The sequence below is a fragment of the Enterobacter sp. PL_is379 genome, assembly GCF_055817355.1.
The window spans coordinates 80323-102678 of record NZ_JBVPGT010000032.1; the positions used below are offsets into that span (position 1 = coordinate 80323).

A 22356-nucleotide genomic window follows, 5' to 3' on the forward strand; every position below is an offset into this window, starting at 1 on the left:
TCATTACATTTGAAAATATAGAGCGAATTATGATGCCGTCTCATCAGTTGTTTAACAGGGGATATCATTCCTTCAACCAGCTTTTGCCCGAACTTGCTGTTCAACAGACTACTCAGACGGCATTTGAATTCGTCCGCAGCGCCAGTGAAATTCACAGCCAAAGCTATGACCAGCTACACCAGCGCGCCGCGTCGCTTGCAGAGGCTTTAATGCAGTACGGGCAGCGGGGCGACAGGGTCATATTGCTTTATCCGGATGGTGAAGATTTTATTGGCGCTTTTTTTGGCTGTCTTTACGCCGGCAGAGTGGCGGTTCCCGTCCCGATGCCCGCAAAATCGTCAGGAAGCGCGTGGGAGCGTTTTGCCGGCGTATTACGTAATGCGCAAACGGACTGTATTGTTACGACAGCCAGGGGGGCAGAAACGCTAGGCCAGCTATCACTTCCATTATCCCCGCTTATTTTTACCTTCGACAAACCAGACACAGCTGCGCTACCTGCGGGTTATCGTCTGCATCATCTTGAACGCACCTTCTCCGGGGCATTTCACCCCGTTCCGGTAGCAGACAACGATCTGGCTTTTTTACAGTACACCTCGGGTTCGACGGGCTCCCCGAAAGGCGTGATGGTGACCCATGGCAACCTGTGGGCTAACTCACATGCCATTCACCGCTTTTTCGGCCACCACAGCGAAAGCCGGGGCACGATCTGGCTGCCGCATTTTCATGATATGGGGCTTATTGGCGGTCTACTGCAGCCCGTGTTCGGCGCCTTCCCCTGTCGGGTGATGTCGCCGATGATGTTAATGAAAAACCCCCTTAACTGGCTCAAACAGATTTCCGACTATCAGGCCACGACCTCCGGCGGCCCTAATTTCGCCTACGATCTGTGCGTGCGTAAGATTGGCCGAGAGCAGGTTGAGGTACTGGATCTTTCGCGCTGGGACGTGGCTTTCTGTGGCGCAGAGCCGATTCGGCCCGCCACGCTCAAGCAGTTTAGCGAACACTTTGCGCCCGCAGGGTTCCGGCCCGGCGCGTTCCTGCCCTGCTACGGCATGGCGGAAACCACGCTCATCGTCACCGGAATGGACAAAGGGCAGGGGCTCCGCGTGTCGGACGAGGTCGGTGCGGTGAGCTGCGGGCAGGCTCTGACTGATACCGAGGTGCGTATTGTCGATCCTGACCACCATCAGCCGCTTGCTGACGGTGAGAGCGGAGAAATATGGCTGCGTGGTCCGAGCGTTGCCGCCGGATACTGGGCCAATGATGCCGCCACGCGCGAAACCTTCCGGGCGTCTCTGGCAGGCGATCCGCACCCGTGGCTGCGCAGCGGCGATATGGGTTTTCTCCAGTCCGGCCATTTGTACGTCACCGGACGGCTCAAAGAGCTGCTGATTATCAACGGCCAGAACCACTACCCGACGGATATTGAAGAGACGATCCGCCAGTCCGCTCCCGCGCTGGCGGAAGCGACGGTCTGCGTGTTTGCCAGTGAAGACGAGCGCCCGGTAGCGCTGCTTGAGCTGATGACGCGCCATAAAAATGATCTCGATATGGCGACGCTGGCACCGTCCGTGACCGCGGCGGTGGCGGAGCGTCACGGCATTACGCTGGATGAACTGCTCCTTGTCGAACGAAGGGCAATCCCCCGCACCACCAGCGGGAAATTACAGCGCACCCGCGCGAAGATGATGTATCAGCAGGGGACCCTGGACGTGGCCTGGCGCAGCCGCCAGGACGCGTCAAAACCGGTTGAATACGCGGGGGAAACCCCTCCCGCGCTGGCGGCGCTGATTGCCGGGATAATCGGCAACACGCTGAACACGACGATCGGCGAATCCCGGTGGGATGACGCGTTTACCGGCTTTGGCTTGAGCTCTTTGCAGGCGGTGGGCGTCATTGGCGAACTTGAACAGCGGCTGGGCCGCGAGCTCTCTCCCGCGCTGATTTACGACTATCCCACCATCAATCAGCTGGCGGTCGCGCTGGGAGAACCGGCTGCGGTCCGGCCGGTCAGCGCCGCCGTCGCGGAAAGCGCCATTGCGGTGATTGGTATCGGCGTGGAGCTGCCGGGGCATAGCGGCGTGGAGGCGCTGTGGTCGCTGCTGCAGCAGGGCCACAGCACGACCGGCGAGATCCCGGCGCAGCGCTGGCGTACCTCTTCCCTTGACGGTTTTAACCGTAAAGGCAGTTTCTTTGACGAGGTCGACGCCTTCGATGCAGGCTACTTCGGCATCTCTCCCCGCGAAGCCGTCTATATCGATCCGCAGCATCGTCTGCTGTTAGAAACCGTTCAACAGGCGCTCACCGATGCCGGCCTTAAGGCATCCTCCCTGCGCGGTAGCGATACGGCGGTTTATGTCGGGATCAGCGCCAGCGACTATGCCCTGGCCTGCGGCGATAACGTCTCGGCCTACAGCGGCTTAGGCAACGCGCACAGCATCGCGGCCAACCGAATTTCTTATCTTTATGATTTAAAAGGGCCAAGCGTCGCCGTCGACACGGCATGCTCTTCCTCGCTGGTGGCGATAGAGGGGGCAATGCAAAGCCTGCGGGCCGGACGGAGTTCTCTGGCCATTGCCGGAGGCGTTAATCTGGCGCTGACGCCGCATTTGCAAAAAGTCTTCACCGATGCCCAGATGCTGGCCCCCGACGGCCGGTGTAAAACCTTTGACGCCCGCGCCGATGGTTACGTTCGTGGCGAAGGGTGTGGCGTTGTGGTGCTTAAGCCGCTTTCGCAGGCGCTGGCGGATGGCGATCGGGTTTATGCCACGCTGGTGGCGAGCGCCGTGAACCAGGACGGCCGCAGCAACGGCATTACCGCGCCAAATGGCCCATCGCAGCAGGCGGTCATCCGGCAGGCAATGGCGTATGCCGGAGTGGACAGCGATAGCATTGACTATATCGAAGCGCACGGGACGGGAACGGCGCTGGGCGATCTGATTGAATATCAGGCGCTGGAAGCGGTATTTGCGGACCGGAAAAAAAACGCACCTGTCCAGGTGGGGTCGATTAAAACCAACATTGGCCACCTGGAGGCGGCGGCGGGCGTGCTGGGCGTGGTGAAAACGTCTCTGATGTTGCACTACCGACAATATGTGCCGCACCTCAACTTCCAGCATAAAAACCCGCATATTGCGGCGATTAGCCGTCATATTGAGGTAAGCGGTGCGCAGCCTGCCTCATGGCATGCCGATGGTGACGTACGCTACGCGGGTGTAAGCAGCTTTGGCTTCGGCGGCACCAACGGTCACGTGATTTTGCGCAGCGCGCCAGCGGTGGAAAAACGCCAGGAGCCCGCTGCGCCCCACGGCCTGCTTCTGATCGGTTCACATGATGAAGGGGCGTTTCCCCTTCAGCGGGAGGCGGTCAAAAAAGGGTTATCGACATGTCAGGAGAGCGATATCGCCACCTGGTGTCGGCTGGTGAACACCCGCTACGATGCGGCCCGCTATCGCGGCGTGGCGTATGGCGCGGACCGCGCCCAGCTGGCGGACAGCCTTGCGCAGCTCACGGCCTGCAAAGCAGGTAAAGCCCAGCCTCAGGTCTGGCTCTTCCCGGGGCAGGGCACCCAGCAAATCGGCATGGGGGCCGAGCTGTATCACCATCTGCCGCACTATCGCGCCCAGTTTGACGCGCTGGCGACGACCATCCGGCAGCGTTATCAGATTGATATCACGCAGGCGCTGTTTGCCCGTGACGATAGCTGGCAGCGCTGCGCCAGAACCTGCCAGCTCTCCTTATTTGCCTGTAGCTACGCGCTTGCTCAGAGCGTGATGCAGTTTGGACCCCGTCCGGCAGCCGTGATGGGGCACAGCCTGGGAGAGTACTGCGCGGCGGTCATCGCAGGCTATCTCTCGCTCGACGACGGGCTGGCTATGGTTCATCAGCGCGCGCTGTTGATGTCAGCCCTGACGCAGGAAGGGGCGATGGCGGTTGTCTTCAGCGGTGAAGCCGAGGTGTGCCAGCTGATTTCACCCTGGGCGGGTGACATTGATATTGCCGCATTCAACACCCCGACGCTGACCACCATCGCAGGCAGCCAGACGGCGATTGACGCCTGTCTCCAGGCCATTTCTGCTCAGGGTGGCCACGCCAGAAAAATTAAAACCGCCAGCGCATTTCACTCCTCGATGATGGATCCGATCCTCGGTGCCTGGCGCGAGTGGCTGGTCAACAACGTCACCTTCACCCGCGGGACGATCCCGTTTTACAGCAACCTGAACGGCGAGGCGCGCGACCAAACCGACGCCGACTACTGGACCCGGCAAATTCGCCAGCCCGTTCGTTTCCTTCAGGGCGTGCAAAACGTGCTTGCGCAGGGTGAGTTCACCTTTATCGATCTGAGCGCGGACAGTTCGCTGGGCAAATTTGTGACCGCCACCGACCGCCGTCACCGGGTGCTGGCCGCAGGCGATCGGCGACATGAGTACAAATCACTGCTGACGCTGCTGGGAACGCTGTGGCAGCACGGGCACGACATCAACTGGAGCGGGCTGTACCACGCGACCACGCGGGAGGCGTTAAACCTGCCCGCCATCCAGTTCTGCCGCAAACGTTACTGGCTGGCGGATGAGACGCCAGCGCAGACCCCATCTGCAAAAGAGGACGCTATGTCAAATCAACACCATTTAGCCGCTGAAATAAAAGCGATTATTGCCGGTTTTCTTGAGGCGGATCCCGCCACGCTTGACGACGAACTGCCCTTCCTGGAAATGGGGGCGGACTCGCTGGTGCTGCTGGATGCCATCAATACCATTAAGGACCGCTACGGCGTGGCCATCCCGGTACGCGCGCTGTTTGAAGAGCTCAATACGCTGGACGCGGTGATCGGTTATGTGGTGGAGCACGCGCAGCCAGCGGCGGCTGCGGCTCCGCTCAGCACCCCGGAAACCGCCGGGCAGGCGGCGCAGCCTGTCGTGGCCATGCCGGGAACCAGCAAGCCGGTGCCTGGCGCGGTTCAGGATCTGATTGCCCGCCAGCTGGAGCTTATGTCCCAGCAGCTCACGCTGCTCAACGGCACGGCGCAGACTCTCCCGATGCCCGTCGCGCCAACGATGCCGGACGTCATCGCGCCAGCGCCTGTCGCCACCCCGGCCGCACCGGTGAAGGCCAGCGCGCACAGCAGCTGGTTTAAAAAAGAGACGAAAAAGGTCTCCCTGGGCACCGAGCGCGACCAGCATCTGGCGCAGCTCACCCAGCGGTTTGTCGATAAAACAGGCGGGTCGAAACGCAATGCCCAGCAGTACCGCGCCGTGCTGGCGGATAACCGGGCCTCTGCGGGCTTTCGTTTATCCACCAAGGAGATGCTTTACCCCTTAGTGGGGGAACGCTCTCAGGGATCGCGCATCTGGGACGTTGATGGCAACGAGTATATTGATTTTACGATGGGGTTTGGCGCCAACCTGCTGGGGCATGCACCGGACTGCGTACAGCAGGCGGTTGCCGACCAGCTGGCGCGGGGCATGCAGATCGGGCCGCAAAGCGCGCTGGCGGGCGAGGTGGCAACGCTTATCAGCGAGCTGACCGGCCAGCAGCGGGTGGCATTTTGTAACTCCGGCTCTGAAGCGGTAATGAGCGCCGTGCGCCTGGCGCGCGCCGTGACGGGGAAAAATAAAGTCGCGCTGTTTAGCGGCTCATATCACGGCGTGTTTGACGGCATTCTGGGGCGGCAGCAGGGCGGAGAAACCCCCGAGCGCGCCACGCCGATTGCCGCCGGTACGCCGCCATCGCTGGTGGACGACCTGCTGGTGCTCGATTACGGCAGCGAAGAGAGCCTGGCGCTTATCGCCCGCTATGCCGCCGAGCTGGCGGTGGTGATCGTCGAACCGGTGCAGAGCCGTTATCCCGATCATCAGCCGCGCGAATACCTGCATACCCTGCGTGAGCTGACGACGACCCACAATATTGCGCTGATGTTTGACGAGGTGATCACCGGTTTCCGTCTGGCGGCCGGCGGCGCGCAGGCGTATTACGGCGTTCAGGCGGATATCGCCTCCTACGGTAAGATCGTCGGCGGCGGTATGCCGATCGGCGTGATTGCAGGCTCCAGCCGCTTTATGGACAGTATCGACGGCGGATTCTGGCAGTATGGCGATGACTCCTGGCCGCAGGCTGAACTGATCTTCTTTGCCGGTACCTTCTCCAAGCATCCGCTGACCATGGCGGCAAGCAAAGCCGTGCTGGAGTACATCAAAGCCCATCCGGCGCTGTATGACGACATCAACCAAAAAACCGCGCGTCTGACGATGTCGCTAAATACCTGGTTCTCTGCAACCGGTACGCCGATTGAGATCGTCTCTGCCGGCAGCCTGTTCCGTTTCAAATTCAACGGCAACTACGACATCCTCTTCCACCACCTGATGCTGCGCGGCATTTTCATCTGGGAAGGGCGTAACTGCTTTGTCTCGGTCGCGCACACGGACGAGGATATCGACCGCTTTATTGCGGCAGTGAAAGAGAGCGTTAACGCTATGCGCGTGGACGGCTTCTTTGGACTGGCCGGATTGCGCCCCGACACGCGCTATGCCGTTGCAGACAGCCAGCAGCGTTTTCTGCAGCTGGCCGCGCGGGATGAAAGCGGGCGGTTGGCCGGGACGATCGGCGGCGTCATTGAAACGCCGCGCAACGTAGACAGCGAGATCATGCGCGCCGCCTGGCAACTGCTGTGCGAGCGCCATGACGCGATGCGTATGCAGTTCACTGACGCAGGCGAACTTCAGGTGGCCCTGGCGCCCACCGTCGATATCAGCGAGGAATACGCGGCGCCTGCCGCCTGTCTCGCTGAGTTTGCCGCGCGTCCCTTTGACCTGACCGCCGCGCCGCTGGCCCGACTGCTGCTGGTCCGCCATGAGGGGAAAACCACGCTCGCCATCGCGGCACATCATTCGGTGGCGGACGGCTGGTCGTTCATGGTGATGCTGCGCGAGCTGCTGCATCTTTACGATGCCCTGGCGTCGGGTAAACGCCCTGACCTGGCGGCTGCGGCAAGCTATCTGCAGGCTATCCGTGCGCAGAACATCGTCAGCGAGGCAGCGCTACCTGCGCGTCTTGCGGCGCTTCCTGCCCGCCGGGCAACGCCAGACGTCCTTACCGTGCTGGCACCTTCCCGGACGTATCAGGGGCAGCGGCTGGTACAGCGCTTGTCGTATCCGGGCCTGACCGCGCAGCTGCGCAAAGCCTCCGCTGAGCTGCGGGTGACCCGCTTCGCGATGCTGAATGCGCTCTTTACCCTGACGCTTGAGAAGGTGGTCGGTCATTCTCCGGTGCCGGTCGGCGTGCCGGATGCCGGGCGGGATTTCGGGCAGGGCGATGCGCTTGTCGGCCAGTGCGTCCGGCTGTTGCCGCTGTGTATCGACAGCGCCGCCTGTGCGTCGTTATCTGATGTCGCCAGGGCAATCCATGACGGCATCCTCGCGCAGCGCGACGAGCCCGCCCTGCCGTCACGCTGCTTCCACGGTCAGGATGCGCCGCTTCCGCTGCTGGCGACCTTTAACGTCGAGCCGCATGCTCCGCTGGCAGAGCTGCGGCAGTGGGAGGCCAGCCTGTCTCTCCTCCCGATCGGCGCTGTCGAATTCCCGCTGATGGTTAACATTCTCGAGACGAAAGAGGGGCTGTCCGTCGAGCTGGATTACCAGATGCGCTATTTCACCGAGGCGAGCGCCCGTGCGTTGCTGGAGCACTTCCTGAAGGCGATCGCTGTGCTGGCCGAGCAGGGCGAAGAGGCAGCCGAAGCATTGTTCTCGTCATCAGAGGCGCTGGCCGCATCATGAAAAAGCTGACGATTATCGTCCTCGCGGGCGCCGTGCTGGCGTTCGTGGTTAATCTGCTGATCGATGCCGGACTGTTTTATCAGGTGCAGGAGCGCGGCGGTGAACAGTGCCAAAAAATCACCGGCATTGAGGGCGCGGAGGATATCGCGCCCTTATCGGATGGCGGGGCAATAGCCAGCAGCCTCAACCGACACGGCAGCGCGCCCGGGGCGCTCTATTACCTCAACGGCAGCGACAGGCCGCAGCGATTAGCCGGTGACTATCCGGATGCCTTCTTCCCGCACGGTATCGATGTCTGGCAGCAGGAGGGCGAGACGTGGATCTACGTGGTGAACCACCGTCCCCAGGAGGACAGCATTGATGTGTTTCGCTTTAATCGCGCGCAGATGCGTCTTGAGTATCAGCCCGCCCTGTCGCGCGCGGTCGGAAACAACATCAATGATATCAGCGTCATTGATAAAACCCGCTGGCTGCTGACGCGGGACCACCGGTGGAAGGGCTTCGCGGGACGCGTGGAGGACTATCTGCGACTGCCGCTCTCCAGCGTCCTGCTGGCAGACGAGGCGGGGCTGCATACCCTGATCGATGACCTGCATTTTGCGAACGGCATTTATTACAACCGACAATTGGGGCGTCTGTACGTGGCGGAAACCACCCGCGGCGCGGTGAGCAGCTGGGCGTGGCAGCCGAATGAGGCTGCGCCCGTCCTGCTGGGGCGCTTCAGCGGTCTGCATGGCGTCGACAATATCCTGCCGGACGGGCAGGGAATGCTGGTGGCGGCGCACCCGCAGCTTCTGAAGCTGGCCGCCTATCAGAAAGATGCCCAGGCGCGTTCACCGTCCATGGTGTGGCGGCTGACAACCGGTGCACAGGGTGAAATCAGTCAGGCCACTATTTTCTATCAAAGCCACGGTGCGTCGCTGGCGGCAGTCAGCGTTGCCGCGCCCATGGGTGGAAAAGTGATGATGGGCAGCGTCTTTGACGACGGGCTGCTGCTGTGCGGGGAGCAATAAGATGCTGAAGAGATGGTTTTCCCGACGTGGTCATTTTCAGGGGACGCTTGAGGGACATGAATTCCCCCTGCCGTCCGGCCATACGCTTCTCGAAAGCGCGCTCAACGCCGGCGTTTCCCTGCCGTATAACTGCCAGGTCGGCTCGTGTAAATCCTGTCTTTGCCGGGTAACGAGCGGCAAGGTGCGTTCGCTTGTCGACCTGAGCTATTTGCTCAGCCAGGAGGAGATTGCCGCCGGCCACGTGCTGGCATGCCAGTGCCTGCCAGAATCGGATTTAACGCTGGCCGCGGCATCCGCGTCCTGGACGCCTGCGCGAGTTAAGCGGGCTGTTGCGCTCTCATCCACGGTATGGCGCGTGACGCTGCTGGCGGAGCAGACGTTGTCCTTTCAGCCAGGACAATACGTTCAGGTCGGTCTCGAAAAGGATAAGGATATCCGGAGCTTTTCCGTGAGCTGGCCGAGCCAGGGGCGAGAGATTGTTCTGGATATCACGCGCCGTGAAGAGGGGCGGTTATCCCCACTGCTGTGTGATGAACAGGCGGCTGGGCGGAAGGTGTGGCTCTCAGACTGCCGGGGGCAGTTCGGCCAGCGGGATGACGGTAACGGTCCTCTGCTGGCTATCGCCAGTGGATCGGGACTCGGAACGACGCTGGGTCTGGTCCGCGCCGCGCTGGCGCGTCATCCCCACCGCGAGGTCATGCTGATCCACGCGGTTCGCAGGCGGCAGGACACATTCGACCTGCAGGAACTGCAGCGTCTGCGTCAGCACTATCCCGGTTTTCACTATCTGCACGCGTTATCCCGGGAGCGTGAGGTTCATCAGGCGCTGGAGCTGGCAGGACGCATTACCTGCTGGCTTGACGACTGGCGCGCCCTCTATCCCCGCCGGACGGCGGTAGCCGAATGGCGCGTCGTGATTTGCGGCAATCCCGCGCTGGCGCAGGCGTGCCGGCAAAGGCTGCTTGCCGGAGGGGTGATGAGCCACCTGCTTGAAATGGACTGCTTCTCCCCGCCGGTCGGTGCAAAAAACAGTCATAACAATAAGGAGCCCGTATGTTGAGTTACCTGAGATTTGCCCTTGTCCCCTGCGTTTTTTTTCCGCTGACCGCGCTCACAACCGTGCTCGGTGGCGTGTGGATCGTCGTCTCCATGCTCTGCGTGACGCTGAGCTATCTCCTTTTCGATAACGCAACCACGCACGACACCGCCGATCGCCACTACCGGCTGCCGGCGCTGCTGGAAATCATCCCGTATTTACAGCTCCCGGCCGCGCTGCTGGCGTTGTTCGCCCTTATCTGGCAGGCCGCGCCGGGCGATCTGCTCGGGTTTGGCGCATGGCTTTCCGCCCTGACGGGTCACAACTTTATGGCGTTGCATCACCTTACCCAGCCTGAGCTGCTGCTTGCGGCGGCCTCCACCGGCTATACCATGAGCACCAATACCGTGGTGGCCCATGAGCTTATCCACAAAACCCACAGCCTGGCGGCGATGATGGTCGGGCGCTGGCTTCTGGCGCTGGTCGGCGATGCACAGTTTTCGATTTCACACGTCTATTCGCATCATCCTAACGTGGCGACCCCGGCGGACGGCGCGACGGCGCGTCGTGGGGAGAGTGTGTATCGCTTCTTTATCCGTTCTTCTCTGTCGCAGTATGTTGAATCCTGGCAGGTGGAAGCGCAGCGGCTGTCGCTTCAGAACCGAGGCGGGGCCATGCTGGTGAACCGGGTGGTGAGCGGGGTTCTGATGAGCCTGCTGATCGTGGCGGTCTGCTTTACAGCGGCGGGCGTCCGGGGCGCGCTGGCGTGCCTGGTGACCATGCTGGTCTCTAAGTTCCTGTTTGAAACGGTGAATTATATCCAACACTACGGTCTGGTTCGTCTGCCCGGCACGCGCGTGGAGCCGCGACACAGCTGGGATTGCAATAACCGGGCCTCGTCGGCCGGTCTGCTGAACCTGACGCGCCACTCCGATCATCACACCCATCCGCGTCGTGAATACTGGAATTTGCAGGCGCACAGCTACGCGGTGGGAATCGAAAAAGGGTATGTCGCCCATATTTTTTACGCGCTGATCCCGCCGCTGTGGTTTAAGCGAATGGAAGCAAAACTCGCGTACTGGGACGAACACGTTGCCAGTGACGCAGAGCGTGCCCTGATCCGTCAGTCTGAATCATCCGCGGTTAAGTCCACTGTTCCCTGTGTTTCCGGAGAGTCCCATGAGTGAGCAATTTGATCGACTGATTGAGCAAGCCTACCAGCAGTATCGTGGCCCCGCCTACCTGCGCTCGCCGATGGTGTCATGCGTGAAGGCCGGTATCCGCCTGATGGATCGGGTTGTGCCGGGGGCGACCGCCGACTGGCTGGGCAATCGGTTTTTTACGCCGCGCCGGGTGCCGACGCGTGCAGGCGATAAAGAGATGACGGCACTGGCGAGCCGCATTGAGTCTCTCCCTTTAAGTAATGGTAAACATGCGGTGGTGTACCGCTGGGGCAGCGAGGGACCTACCGTGCTGTTAGCCCACGGCTGGGAGTCGAGGGCTTCCCACTTTGGCAGGCTGATCAAGACGCTGGTCGAAAAGGGCTTTCAGGTCATCGGGTTTGACGCCCCCGCACATGGCAACGCGGCTGGACGTCAGAGCAGCATCGTCGAGTTCATTGAAATCATTGAACAGCTGGCGCAGCAGGAAGGGGGTTTTGACGCGATTGTGGCGCACTCGTTTGGCGGGTTATCCGTTATTAATGCGGTAAAGGCGGGATTGCGGACCCGCGCGCTGGTTATCGTGGGGGCGCCGACGCACTTTAGCGGGCTGGTCACCAAATATGCCGCGATCCTGAATCTCCCGGGTCGTCAGCAGCAAAGGCTACGACGGTATATTGAAGGGTACTTTGGTATTGGCGAGGCGGTCTGGCAGCGCTTTAACGCCTATGAGGGGCTGCAGCAGGTCGATCAGCCCGCCCTTGTTATTCACGACAGCAGCGATGACATCGTATTGCGGGTCGAAGCGGAATGCCTGGTCAACGCCTGGCCTGGCGCGAGGCTGGCAGAGACCCACGGTCAGGGGCATAACCCGCTGCGCCGTCCGGGGGAGGGCATCGACATGGTGATGGCGTATCTGGCTCCCTTGCTGGCGTCAGGCAATGATCGTGATAACCCTGTCGCCTGAGAGCTGATAATAGCCCTGGATCCGGCTGCCCTTTACGCGTTGAGGTGACAGCGTCTGGGTCAGCTCCAGGGTGATCCTCTGCTGTTCAGGCGCGATGTGGCACACGCGGGCTGCGTCAAAATCGAGGGCGCGGCCAACCTCAGGATAGAGCGCCTTATAGAGACTCTCTTTCGCGGAAAAGGTGATGAGTAGCGCGCTGGCCTCGTCGATCTGGCTGGCGGCAAGACATTCCCGCTCCTGCGGTGTGGTAAACAGGTGCGCTGTCCGCTGCATCATCCCGGGGGCTAAAAACTCAATGTCGACGCCCGGCGTCAGGCCAGACGCCTCTGGCGCGATGACCGCCAGCGCCCACTCATGAGAATGTGACAGGCTTCCCCGCCAGCCGGAAGGCCACACCGGAGAACGATCCGGCGCGCTGCCCGGCGTAGCGTCACAGCCGAAGGATCTCAGCACCCGCTGCGCGGCGTAACGTGCCGCAAGATACTCCGCCCTGCGTTTTACCACGGCGCTGTTGAGCGGAACGGGAAAAGGGATGCCCCATTTATCAAAGAGCCCGTCATGGTACTCGTGCACGGTGAATGAGACCAGGCAGTAGCGCAGTGCGGGGAAAGGGGCGACGTTGCCCATCTCAACGGAGTGAATAAAAGGGGGCGCGGAATCCGTGTTTATCGCAGTAAACATAGCAGGGTTTCGGTATCTGTCGGGAGGACAGAATGCCATATAAGTGCGTGCCGGGTAAGGGGAATCACCCGGCCGCGGGAGAAAACGGTCAGGCCGTTACAGAATGGCTTTGATGCTCTGCGCCAGCGGCGTCGTTGCGCGCCCGATCAGTTTGCTCAGCGTATGGCTATCGTCAAAAAGTCCCCCTTTGGAGGCACCGACATCGGAGTCCGCCAGCATATCTGCCAGCCCGGCAGGCAGGCCGACGCTTTTCAGCGCGGCGGCAAAATCCGCTTCACTGAGATTCTGATAGGTGACCGGCTTCCCGCTCTGTTTGCTGAGTTCAGCCGCCAGTTCGCTCAGCGTCCAGCCTTGGTCGCCCGCCAGTTCATACACCTTGCCCGCGTGGCCCTCTTCAGCAATCACTTTGGCTGCCGCCGCGGCATAGTCTGCGCGGGTGGCAGAGGCAATTTTGCCTTCGCCTGCCGCACCAATAAACACGCCGTGTTCCAGCGCAGGCGGCGCGCTCGCCAGATAGTTTTCGGTATACCAGCCGTTGCGCAGCAGGGCATAAGGAATGCCGGACGCCGCCAGCGCTTTTTCAGTGGCAACGTGTTCAACGTGCAGACCGAGCGGTGATTTGTCCGCGTGCAGCAGGCTGGTGTAGGCTATAAATTTCACTCCTGCCGTTTTGGCGGCGTTAATCACGTTCTGGTGCTGGGTTGCGCGCTGGCCGACTTCACTGGAAGAGATCAGCAGCAGTTTATCCACGCCGCTCAGCGCGGCGGCGAAGGCGGCTTCGTCCGTGTAGTCTGCCTGACGCACCACTATCCCCTGCTGGCTTAAGGCTTGCGCTTTCGCCGGGTTACGTACGATAGCCACAATCTGGCTGGCCGGTACGGTTTTCAACAGCTGTTCGATAACGAGATGGCCAAGCTGGCCTGTAGCGCCGGTAATCGCGATCATGGTGAATCTCCTTCGTGTTTGTCTGATGTTGTGGCACACTAGCACCATAACTAACTTTTAGTAAGTACGTACAAAAAGGTAAGTATGAAAACAACAATACCGACGCTCAGCGAACAAATGCGCGATGGCAATCTTTTCGCGGAGCAGTGCCCTTCACGCGAGGTGCTCAAACACGTGACCAGCCGCTGGGGTGTCCTGATTCTGCTGGCCCTGCGCCAGGGAACGCATCGCTTTAGCGATCTGCGCCGTAAAATGGGCGGGGTGAGCGAAAAGATGCTGTCCCAGTCGCTCCAGGCGCTGGAGCTGGACGGGTTTGTCGATCGCGTGTCGTATCCGGTGGTGCCGCCGCACGTAGAGTATAGCCTGACGCCGCTGGGCGTTGAGGCGAGCGAGAAGGTCGCCGCGCTGGCGGACTGGATTGAGGTAAATACGCCGAAGGTGATGGCGAACAGGGACGATCGCGCGGCGTAAAAGCCGGGTATGTGCGGCCTGATGCCCTCACCCTGGCCCTCTCCCACAGGGAGAGGGAACAAACACCAAAAACGGCAACGTGCGTTGCCGTTTTGCTTTTACTTGCTCAAATCCACCTGATAAATCGCGAACCCGATATCATCCGTCGCGACCTGTTTCATCGGATACTGCGCCTTCTGCTTAATAAACGCGGCTGCCTTATCGGACGGTGACGTTTCAAAACGGATATCCAGCGGCGTATCGCTGTGGATCGGCGCGAGACGCCAGTTGTTATCCACTGCCGGATGAATTTCTCCCGCTTTTTTCGACTCCGCGCTGATCCACGCCGCCAGCACCGAGCGGTTCTCATCTGGAGAAGCAAAGGCGATGTGGCTATCGCCCGTACCGGCAAACTTACCGCCGTAGGCACGGTAGTTATTGGTCACCACCAGGAAAGTGGCATTCGGGTCGATCGCCTTGCCGTTGAAGGTCAGGTTTTTGATGCGCTCCGCCTGCGGGTTGATCGCCTGACACTCGCCGTCATATTTCGCCGGCTGGGTGACGTCAATCTGGTAGTTCACGCCGTCGATCACGTCGAAGTTGTAGGTACGGAAGCCGTCCCAGTTAATCAGCGACTGCGGCTTGCTGCTGTGCGGATCAATCTGGTTAAACTGTCCGGCAGAGCACTCCAGCCACTCTTTCACCTCTTTCCCGGTGGCTTTAACCACCACCAAAGTATTCGGATAGAGGTAGAGATCGGCGGCGTTACGGAAGGTCAACTGGCCCTTTTCGACCTCCACATAGCTTGCCGGGTCATTCTTACGTCCGCCCACTTTGAATGGCGCTGCGGCGGACAGGACCGGCAGTTTTGCCAGATCCGGATCGCCCTGCACAAAGTGTTCGGCATAGGCTTTCTGCGCCATATTGACGACCTGAACGGTCGGGTCATCCTGCACCAGCGCCAGGAAGCTGTACATGTTGTCGGCGGATTTGCCGATCGGCTTGCTGACGAATTCGCGCGTGGCGTCGTGATCGTGCTTCAGCACGTCGACCAGTTTTTTATCTTCAGCCGCCAGTGATTTTTTAGCCGCAGCGTCGTAAATCGGGCGCGCTTCGGCTTTTGACTGCGTCACCTTCCAGCTGCCGCTGTCGTTATTCAGCACCAGGTCCACCACGCCCAGATGGTCGCCCCACATGCCCGGCATCACCGACGGCACGCCGTTGAGCGTGCCTTTCTCAATGTCCGCCCCTTTGATGCTGGCGAAATCTTTGCCAGGGAAGACCGCGTGGGCGTGGCCGAAGAGGATCGCGTCGACACCCGGGACCTCACTGAGGTAGTAAACGGAGTTTTCTGCCATGGCCTGGTACGGATCGGCGGAGAGACCCGAATGGGCGACAACGACCACCAGATCGGCGCCTTTTTTACGCATTTCCGGCACGTATTTGCGCGCGGTTTCGGTGATGTCATTCACGGTCACTTTACCGTCGAGGTTGGCTTTATCCCACGTCATGATCTGCGGTGGGACAAAACCGATATAGCCGATTTTTAGCGTCTGTTTTTTACCTTCCTTGTCGACGACGCTTGTCTCTTTAATCAGGTAAGGGGTAAAGAGCGGCTTTTGGGTCTTAACGTCGATGATATTGGCATTAACGTACGGGAATTTCGCGCCGGCCAGGGCGTCATGGAGGTATTTCAGACCGTAGTTGAATTCATGGTTGCCAAGGTTGCCGACGGTATAATCCAGAGTGTTCATCGCTTTATAAACAGGATGGATCTCGCCTTTTTTCAGCCCCTTGGTCGCCATGTAATCTCCGAGCGGACTGCCCTGAATGAGATCGCCATTGTCGACCAGCACGCTGTTTTTCACTTCGCCACGCGCCGCATTGATCAAACTTGCCGTACGTACCAGTCCGAATTTTTCCGTCGGGGTATCTTTGTAGTAATCGAAGTCCATCATGTTGCTGTGCAGATCGGTCGTTTCCAGAATACGCAGATCTACCGTCGCCGCCTGAACGCTCGCTGCAATCAGCGTCGCCAGAAGCGTTGCACTAAACTTAATCATCAGAGGAGTCCTTTTTTCGATGCAGACCACAAAAGAGTATGTATCTATAGCTTGTTGCTTACAGAAATGTGAATCCTGACAGAAAAATGTAACCTGAAACCGGAATTGCTTCACAGATAGCGGAATTGTTCACATTACGATATAACTAAAACAAAGAGTTAACCTCACTGCGTTAACAAAGAGGTGGAAAATGCTAGATAAAATTTGTCAGCTCGCACGGGATGCGGGAGATGCCATCATGCAGGTGTATGACGGTAGTAAACCTATGGAGGTGGTCAGCAAAGCCGACGACTCTCCGGTCACGGCGGCGGATATTGCGGCACATAAGGTTATCCTGAAAGGGTTACAGGCCTTGACGCCGGACATCCCCGTCCTGTCAGAAGAAGCGCCGCAAAGCTGGGAGGAGCGTCAGCACTGGCAGCGCTACTGGCTGGTCGATCCGCTGGACGGGACAAAAGAGTTCATCAAGCGCAACGGTGAATTCACCGTCAATATCGCCCTGATTGAAAAGGGAAAAGCGGTGCTGGGCGTGGTCTATGCGCCGGTCATGAAAGTGATGTACAGCGCCGCAGAAGGGAAGGCGTGGAAGGAAGAGTGCGGCGTGCGCAAGCAGATCCAGGTGCGCGATGCGCGTCCACCGCTGGTGGTGATTAGCCGCTCGCACAGCGACAGCGAGCTGCAGGAGTATCTGCAACAGCTGGGTGAACACCAGACCACCTCGATTGGCTCATCGCTGAAATTCTGCCTGGTAGCGGAAGGCCATGCGCAGCTCTACCCCCGCTTCGGGCCAACCAACGTCTGGGATACCGCTGCCGGGCATGCCGTTGCAGCGGCAGCCGGGGCACACGTTCATGACTGGCAGGGCAAGCCGCTGGACTATACCCCGCGCGAATCCTTCCTCAACCCCGGCTTCCGCGTCTCGATTTATTGAGCCAGCAGCTTATGCAGCAGGTCGACAACCTGCTGCACCTCTTCCTGGGTTAACGCCCCGTCTTTCACCCACTGAACGCGACCTTCTTTATCCAGCACGATAATGGCGGAGCTCTCTTCTTCCAGTTGCCAGGCCTTACGGGTGACGCCGTTGCTGTCGACGATAAACTGCGACCACGGGTAGAGCTTTTTATTGCTCTCAAGGCTTGAGCGCACAAACATCCCGGAGCCCGGAATGGCGTCATCGGTATTCACGATCGTGGTGGTCTGGTAGCGGTCGTGAGGGAATTTTGCGGCCTTGATCGCTTCCACCAGGTTGGCATTTTTCTCTTTTGCAGATGTACGACCGGCAATATGTTGTACAACTCTCACTTTACCCGCGAGCTGCGCGCTATTCCAGGCTTTGTAGCTAAACTTATCATTGTCGAGAATCAATTCTCCCCGGTCAGCAATGCCGACTGGCGGTACACGTTGTCCTTTTTCAATGCTGTGAGCGGAAGCCCACAGGGGCAGCAGCAGGCAGGCTGCTGCAAGGATATTACGTAGGGTCATGGCGTTTCCTTATTGTTTGCAGGTGATCCGACCACTTGGTCTTGCGCTTTTAATGATAAGTGCGATCAATGTGGTTTTCCCGCAATCCCGATGCCAGTTTGCGGGTGAACGCACATATCCATGAAAAAACGACGGCTTATACTGCTCTCAGTCACGCTTTGCAAAGATTATTCTGAATAATTGTAATCAAACGGTAAATAAACTTATGCACACTGGGTAACACCGTAGTTCTGGTCTATAGTCATTGGGCATTAAAATTTGCGCTCAGGACAGTCGGGCCGATTGTGGCACCGCAAGAGCGTATGATTCGCAGGAGATACAAGAATGAAAATTTTCCAACGCTACAACCCGCTTCAGGTGGCGAAGTACGTGAAGATCCTGTTCCGTGGACGGTTGTATATCAAGGATGTTGGCGCTTTTGAGTTTGATAAGGGCAAGATCCTTGTCCCAAAAGTGAAGGACAAACAGCACCTGTCTGTGATGTCCGAAGTCAACCGTCAGGTTATGCGTCTGCAGACTGAGATGGCTTAACCAACGTGCTATGCAGTAGTTAAAAAGACGGCTCCCGATGGGAGCCGTTGATGTTTGTAGGGGCTGGAACGTTACGCCGACACCTTCTCTTCCGCGTCCGGCAGCTTCGGTACCAGTACGGTCGGTTTGTTGTCGATGCGCGTCACCAGCAGCTGGTCGATGCGGTAGTTATCAATATCCACCACCTCAAACTTGTAGCCGGAGAACTTCACCGAGTCGGTACGTTTCGGGATCTTACGCAGCATAAACATCATAAAGCCGCCGATGGTCTCGTAGTTGCCGGACTGCGGGAACTCGTCGATATCCAGCACGCGCATCACGTCTTCAATCGGCGTGCCGCCATCAATCAGCCATGAATTATCGTCACGCTGAACAATCTGCTCTTCCAGCCCCTGGCCAACCAGGTCGCCCATCAGCGTGGTCATCACGTCGTTCAGGGTGATAATACCCACCACCAGCGCGTATTCGTTCATGATAACCGCGAAGTCTTCCCCGGCGGTTTTGAAACTTTCCAGCGCTTCGGAGAGCGTCAGGGTGTCCGGCACAATCAGGGTATTGCGGATCTGCACGCCGCTGTTGAGCGCCAGGCTCTGGTTCGCCAGCACGCGGTTCAGCAGGTCTTTGGAGTCGACGTAACCGATGATGTGGTCGATATCTTCATTACAGACCAAGAACTTGGAGTGCGGATGCTGCGCCACTTTGTTCTTCAGGCTCTGCTCATCTTCATGTAAATCGAACCAGATAATGCTTTCACGGCCCGTCATGGAAGACGGCACGGTACGGGATTCCAGTTCAAATACGTTCTCAATCAGCTCGTGCTCCTGCTTGCGCAGTACCCCGGCCAGCGCGCCGGCTTCTACGACCGCATAGATGTCGTCAGAGGTGATGTCGTCTTTACGCACCATCGGCAGCTTAAAGATGCGGAAAATCACGTTCGCCAGGCCGTTGAAGAACCACACCAGCGGACGAAACACGTACAGACAGAAGCGCATCGGGTTGATGATACGCAAAGCCACAGCTTCTGGCGCAATCATACCGATGCGTTTCGGGGTCAGGTCGGCAAAGAGGATAAACAGGCCGGTGACCAGCGAGAAGGAGAGGATAAAGCTCAGCTGTTCGGCCAGCTCAACGGACATGTACTTAACAAAGAGGCTATAAAACGCCGGGGAAAACGCCGCATCGCCCACGATACCGCCGAGAATGGCGACCGCGTTGAGGCCGATCTGCACCACGGTGAAGAACATGCCGGGGTTTTCCTGCATTTTCAGGATGCGGGTGGCATTGATGTTGCCTTCATCGGCAAGCAGCTTCAGTTTGATTTTACGGGACGCGGCCAGCGAGATCTCAGATATCGAGAAAAATGCACTGACGGCAATCAGACAAAGTATTACTAAAATACTGTTTAACATAGTTTATCCGGCTTCTCGCCAGATCCTCAGAAGGGGAATTGATACCATTTGTGTGAAAACACATTGAACGTCAGCTCGTAGCGTTGAGCCGATTATTTCAGCGGGTAGTATAGCGTAAAGAGATGTAAATCTGCCAGAGGTCACATTTTTGGCATAAAACAGACCGGACAGCGGGCGCTGTCCGGTACATCGCGTTATTTCACGGTAGACAGGCGGACATCGCCCACCGCCCGACGGGTGGCATCGCCTCCCCATACCTGATCGTATTCATAGCCCGTGAGCTGCTTAATCACCACGCGGGTCCCGGCGTCGCAGTCGCGGTAATCGCCACCCAGCTTACGGCGCGCAATCTCCTTCAGAAGCAGCTTGTGCGTCTCACGGGTGAGCTTGAACCTGTAGGTGGTGAAGAAGCTGACCGCCAGCAGGGCTGCCGTTGCGAAGATCATCAGGCCGATAATTGCCCCCAGCGCGCTTTCAGGCTGCGCGCCGCTGCCCTTCACAAAGCCGGACTCCTGCAGCACCAGGCCAATGATCATGATGGCAATCGCCACTGTGCTCTTGCGGGTCAGGACCATCACGCCGGCAAAAATCCCTTCGCGGCGCTGCTGGGTCACCATCTCGTCAATATCCGGAATGAAGCTGTAGATATTCCACGGAATATAGTAGAGGCCAGAGCGGGCGGCACCGAGCAAAATAAAGACCGCGGAGAACAGCAGCGTCGGTACCTGCGTTTTAGTGAGGTAAACCGTAAACAGGAAGGCCAGCACCAGGAAGATACAGCCGTAAGCGAGCCGCAGGGCGGCAGACGGCGTCATATTCAGACGGTTCAATAGCAGCATAAATCCATAGGTACCCGGTACTGAGGCAAAGGCGGCAATACTCAGCCAGCCGGAAACCGCCGAGGCATCCTGGCTCAGGCAATACACGACGTAATAGGTAAAGACCGAGCCGAATACGTCCATCGCCGTGAACGAAAAGATGTAAATAATGATATGCAGGCGAAACGCGCGAATACGGAATGAAGAAAAGAGATCCAGCACCAGATATTTCAGGTGATTGAGTATCCCGCTGCTGCGCTGGTTGTCCACTCTAAAATCTGACTCTTGATGCACATCCTTTGCTTCCCAGGTGGTGTACCAGGTAATAAACACCGCAAGACAGAACACGCAGGAAAATATCAGCCCGGTGAGGGTATAGGTAAACGGATTATCTTTACCCGTAAACTGCATAATCACGCCGGGAACGGAAACCGCAAGAAAACCGCCCAGTTGGGAGCAGATCATCCGCACGCCTGAGAGGCGGCTACGCTCTTCATACCGGTTCGTCATCTCAGCCGCCAGGGTCTCCCAGGGGACCAGCACCATCGCCGACAGCAGCTCAATAGAGAGGTAAGTGCCCAGGTAGTACCAGTAACCCATGTCCGTCATCCACAGCAGGGCATACAAAAACATGAGCGGTGAGCTGAGTAATAAAAAGAAGCGGCGACGGCCAAATTTACGCCCGAGCCAGGTATCCCCGAAGTTATCGGTGATATAGCCCATAATCGGGCTTAATAGCGCATCAATCACGCGGGCAATAGCGAATATAGATCCCGCTTCAATGACTGAGAGTCCGCAATAGGTGGTGTAAAAAAATAACAGCCAGGTGCCGATAATGGTAAACGCACCCCCGCCAAAAAGATCGGTTACGCCGTAGCCGAGCGCCACGCCATAACCCACTCTACGTTCAGTTGGTTTGACCATAATAATATCCAGTGTAGGGTAATGATTAACCCGTTTTCTCGGGTCGTTTTTTATTAAGTGCTGGAATACAAATTACGTTCTAGTTATTGATATCTATCCATTGTCTTAACTGAGATGAGCGGTAAATAGCCTCCACAAGCTTGAGTGAATGTCCGGCTTCACGGATGTCGGTGTAATCCATGTTTCCCGGGTGGGGGATAGCGTGATAAAACCGGCGGATCGCCTGCTCGTGCCCCAGACCCCAGTAGCTTTTGACCGAGCCGTCGGGAGAGTCATCGCTGGCCAGCCTGAGCCGCTCGCCGCGGGCGATGCACCAGAGCACGTTGTTATGCAGCAGCAGCGAGCCCTGTTCACAGTGGATCTCCATCAGAAGCGGGGAATCGGTGGTATTGCAGTTGCTGGCGTAAAACAGGCCGCGGGCGCCGTTGGCAAAGTGCAGCGTGGCCATCGCGCTGTCTTCCCCTTCGGTCACGTCCGCCAGCTCGCCGCTGTCCACCACGCCTTTCACGCGCGTTACGCCGCCTGCGAACCACTGCATCAGGTCGAGGGTATGAATGGCCTGGTTGATCAGCAGGCTGCCCCCTTCCGTTGCCAGCCGCCCGCGCCACGGGCTTTCGGTGTAGTACGCGCCCGAGCGTGACCACGTCAGCACGGCCTTAATGCTGAGCATTTTTCCCAGCTCGCCGTCCTCCAGCATCTGGCGAATGCGCAGGCTGGTGGGGTTGAGGCGGTTCTGGTAGCACACGCCGAGCAGACCCGACGCCTGTTCGGCGGCACGGGTGATGTCCACGAGTTCGCTGCTGTTCATGCCCACCGGTTTTTCGCAGAAAACATGCTTCCCGGCGGCGAGCGCCGCCAGGATCATGTTCTTATGCTCGAAATGCGGCGTGCAGATGTGGACCACGTCGATGGCATCATCCAGCAGCATTTCCCGGTAATCCTGATAGAAGCGGCACTGATAGCGCATTGCCAGCTCCAGCCCTTTGACGCTGTCGATGTCGACCAGCGCGCGTAGCGCGACGTTGGGGAGCAGGCGCAACGCATTCACATGGCAGCCGTGGATCGCTCCGGCACCGATAACCGCCGTGTTCAGGATCGTCATTGTCGC

At 58.6% G+C, this 22356-nt stretch carries 15 protein-coding genes; 8 read left to right on the forward strand and 7 right to left on the reverse strand.

Annotated features, from left to right (window positions below; genetic code table 11):
* The first annotated feature begins 32 nt into the window (after positions 1-32).
* From AC0TOY_RS19270 to AC0TOY_RS19290, 5 genes are read left to right on the forward strand one after another with little or no spacing between them, the layout of a single operon-like run.
* Positions 33-7769, forward strand: a complete 7737-nt coding sequence (locus AC0TOY_RS19270) for an aminotransferase class III-fold pyridoxal phosphate-dependent enzyme (RefSeq protein WP_473722508.1) — start codon at positions 33-35, stop codon at positions 7767-7769.
* Positions 7766-8782, forward strand: a complete 1017-nt coding sequence (locus AC0TOY_RS19275; RefSeq protein WP_473722377.1) for an arylesterase — start codon at positions 7766-7768, stop codon at positions 8780-8782. The genes AC0TOY_RS19270 and AC0TOY_RS19275 overlap by 4 nt, the downstream gene beginning before the upstream one ends.
* 1 nt (position 8783) lies before the next feature.
* On the forward strand, positions 8784-9842 hold the full coding sequence (locus AC0TOY_RS19280) for a 2Fe-2S iron-sulfur cluster-binding protein (protein ID WP_473722378.1): 1059 nt from the start codon (positions 8784-8786) through the stop codon (positions 9840-9842).
* The gene (locus AC0TOY_RS19285) at positions 9836-11005 is read left to right on the forward strand and encodes an alkane 1-monooxygenase (RefSeq protein ID WP_473722380.1); all 1170 of its coding nucleotides are present in this window, start codon (positions 9836-9838) and stop codon (positions 11003-11005) included. The genes AC0TOY_RS19280 and AC0TOY_RS19285 overlap by 7 nt, the downstream gene beginning before the upstream one ends.
* A complete protein-coding gene (locus AC0TOY_RS19290) occupies positions 10998-11945 on the forward strand; it encodes an alpha/beta fold hydrolase (RefSeq protein ID WP_032651394.1) in 948 nt (315 codons plus the stop codon). The genes AC0TOY_RS19285 and AC0TOY_RS19290 overlap by 8 nt, the downstream gene beginning before the upstream one ends.
* Here the strand turns inward: AC0TOY_RS19290 and AC0TOY_RS19295 are convergent.
* Both AC0TOY_RS19295 and AC0TOY_RS19300 read right to left on the reverse strand, forming a co-directional pair.
* A complete protein-coding gene (locus AC0TOY_RS19295; RefSeq protein WP_473722381.1) occupies positions 11913-12626 on the reverse strand; it encodes a 4'-phosphopantetheinyl transferase family protein in 714 nt (237 codons plus the stop codon). The two genes, AC0TOY_RS19290 and AC0TOY_RS19295, sit on opposite strands and share 33 nt — an antisense overlap.
* A gap of 96 nt (positions 12627-12722) precedes the next feature.
* The gene (locus AC0TOY_RS19300) at positions 12723-13571 is read right to left on the reverse strand and encodes an SDR family oxidoreductase (RefSeq protein WP_267217379.1); all 849 of its coding nucleotides are present in this window, start codon (positions 13569-13571) and stop codon (positions 12723-12725) included.
* Positions 13572-13655: 84 nt separating this feature from the next.
* Here AC0TOY_RS19300 and AC0TOY_RS19305 point away from each other — a divergent pair, with 84 nt between their 5' ends.
* Positions 13656-14042: a winged helix-turn-helix transcriptional regulator gene (locus tag AC0TOY_RS19305; RefSeq protein WP_473722382.1), complete on the forward strand. Its 387-nt coding sequence runs from the start codon at positions 13656-13658 to the stop codon at positions 14040-14042.
* A 98-nt stretch (positions 14043-14140) separates the two neighbouring features.
* Here AC0TOY_RS19305 and AC0TOY_RS19310 read toward each other — a convergent pair whose 3' ends face one another.
* Positions 14141-16084, reverse strand: coding sequence for a bifunctional 2',3'-cyclic-nucleotide 2'-phosphodiesterase/3'-nucleotidase (locus AC0TOY_RS19310; RefSeq protein WP_248165837.1), 1944 nt, complete (start codon positions 16082-16084; stop codon positions 14141-14143).
* A 190-nt stretch (positions 16085-16274) separates the two neighbouring features.
* Between AC0TOY_RS19310 and cysQ the strand changes: the two genes are divergently transcribed.
* Positions 16275-17015 carry a 3'(2'),5'-bisphosphate nucleotidase CysQ gene (gene cysQ / locus AC0TOY_RS19315; RefSeq protein WP_024907298.1) on the forward strand — a complete coding sequence of 247 codons (741 nt, stop codon included), beginning with the start codon at positions 16275-16277 and terminating at the stop codon, positions 17013-17015.
* Here the strand turns inward: cysQ and AC0TOY_RS19320 are convergent.
* Complete coding sequence (locus AC0TOY_RS19320) at positions 17009-17566, reverse strand: YtfJ family protein (RefSeq protein ID WP_032651402.1); 558 nt, start codon at positions 17564-17566, stop codon at positions 17009-17011. The genes cysQ and AC0TOY_RS19320 overlap by 7 nt on opposite strands.
* 324 nt (positions 17567-17890) lie before the next feature.
* Between AC0TOY_RS19320 and AC0TOY_RS19325 the strand changes: the two genes are divergently transcribed.
* Positions 17891-18097 carry a DUF1107 domain-containing protein gene (locus AC0TOY_RS19325; protein WP_008501430.1) on the forward strand — a complete coding sequence of 69 codons (207 nt, stop codon included), beginning with the start codon at positions 17891-17893 and terminating at the stop codon, positions 18095-18097.
* A gap of 71 nt (positions 18098-18168) precedes the next feature.
* On the opposite strand, the gene paeA is transcribed toward AC0TOY_RS19325, so the two are convergent.
* The 3 genes from paeA to AC0TOY_RS19340 all read right to left on the reverse strand — a co-directional run bounded on the left by paeA (position 18169) and on the right by AC0TOY_RS19340 (position 22350).
* Positions 18169-19506 carry a polyamine export protein PaeA gene (gene paeA, locus AC0TOY_RS19330; RefSeq protein ID WP_023310162.1) on the reverse strand — a complete coding sequence of 446 codons (1338 nt, stop codon included), beginning with the start codon at positions 19504-19506 and terminating at the stop codon, positions 18169-18171.
* A gap of 194 nt (positions 19507-19700) precedes the next feature.
* The gene (locus AC0TOY_RS19335; RefSeq protein ID WP_473722384.1) at positions 19701-21248 is read right to left on the reverse strand and encodes an MFS transporter; all 1548 of its coding nucleotides are present in this window, start codon (positions 21246-21248) and stop codon (positions 19701-19703) included.
* 79 nt (positions 21249-21327) lie between these two features.
* Positions 21328-22350 carry a Gfo/Idh/MocA family protein gene (locus AC0TOY_RS19340; protein ID WP_473722386.1) on the reverse strand — a complete coding sequence of 341 codons (1023 nt, stop codon included), beginning with the start codon at positions 22348-22350 and terminating at the stop codon, positions 21328-21330.
* Between the last annotated feature and the right edge of the window lie 6 nt (positions 22351-22356).

Coding starts and splice junctions, on each gene's coding strand:
- AC0TOY_RS19270 (WP_473722508.1), top strand. CDS start 33: ATGCCGTCTCATCAGTTGTTTAACAGGGGATATCATTCCTTCAACCAG.
- AC0TOY_RS19275 (WP_473722377.1), top strand. CDS start 7,766: ATGAAAAAGCTGACGATTATCGTCCTCGCGGGCGCCGTGCTGGCGTTC.
- AC0TOY_RS19280 (WP_473722378.1), top strand. CDS start 8,784: ATGCTGAAGAGATGGTTTTCCCGACGTGGTCATTTTCAGGGGACGCTT.
- AC0TOY_RS19285 (WP_473722380.1), top strand. CDS start 9,836: ATGTTGAGTTACCTGAGATTTGCCCTTGTCCCCTGCGTTTTTTTTCCG.
- AC0TOY_RS19290 (WP_032651394.1), top strand. CDS start 10,998: ATGAGTGAGCAATTTGATCGACTGATTGAGCAAGCCTACCAGCAGTAT.
- AC0TOY_RS19295 (WP_473722381.1), bottom strand. CDS start 12,626: ATGTTTACTGCGATAAACACGGATTCCGCGCCCCCTTTTATTCACTCC.
- AC0TOY_RS19300 (WP_267217379.1), bottom strand. CDS start 13,571: ATGATCGCGATTACCGGCGCTACAGGCCAGCTTGGCCATCTCGTTATC.
- AC0TOY_RS19305 (WP_473722382.1), top strand. CDS start 13,656: ATGAAAACAACAATACCGACGCTCAGCGAACAAATGCGCGATGGCAAT.
- AC0TOY_RS19310 (WP_248165837.1), bottom strand. CDS start 16,084: ATGATTAAGTTTAGTGCAACGCTTCTGGCGACGCTGATTGCAGCGAGC.
- cysQ (WP_024907298.1), top strand. CDS start 16,275: ATGCTAGATAAAATTTGTCAGCTCGCACGGGATGCGGGAGATGCCATC.
- AC0TOY_RS19320 (WP_032651402.1), bottom strand. CDS start 17,566: ATGACCCTACGTAATATCCTTGCAGCAGCCTGCCTGCTGCTGCCCCTG.
- AC0TOY_RS19325 (WP_008501430.1), top strand. CDS start 17,891: ATGAAAATTTTCCAACGCTACAACCCGCTTCAGGTGGCGAAGTACGTG.
- paeA (WP_023310162.1), bottom strand. CDS start 19,506: ATGTTAAACAGTATTTTAGTAATACTTTGTCTGATTGCCGTCAGTGCA.
- AC0TOY_RS19335 (WP_473722384.1), bottom strand. CDS start 21,248: ATGGTCAAACCAACTGAACGTAGAGTGGGTTATGGCGTGGCGCTCGGC.
- AC0TOY_RS19340 (WP_473722386.1), bottom strand. CDS start 22,350: ATGACGATCCTGAACACGGCGGTTATCGGTGCCGGAGCGATCCACGGC.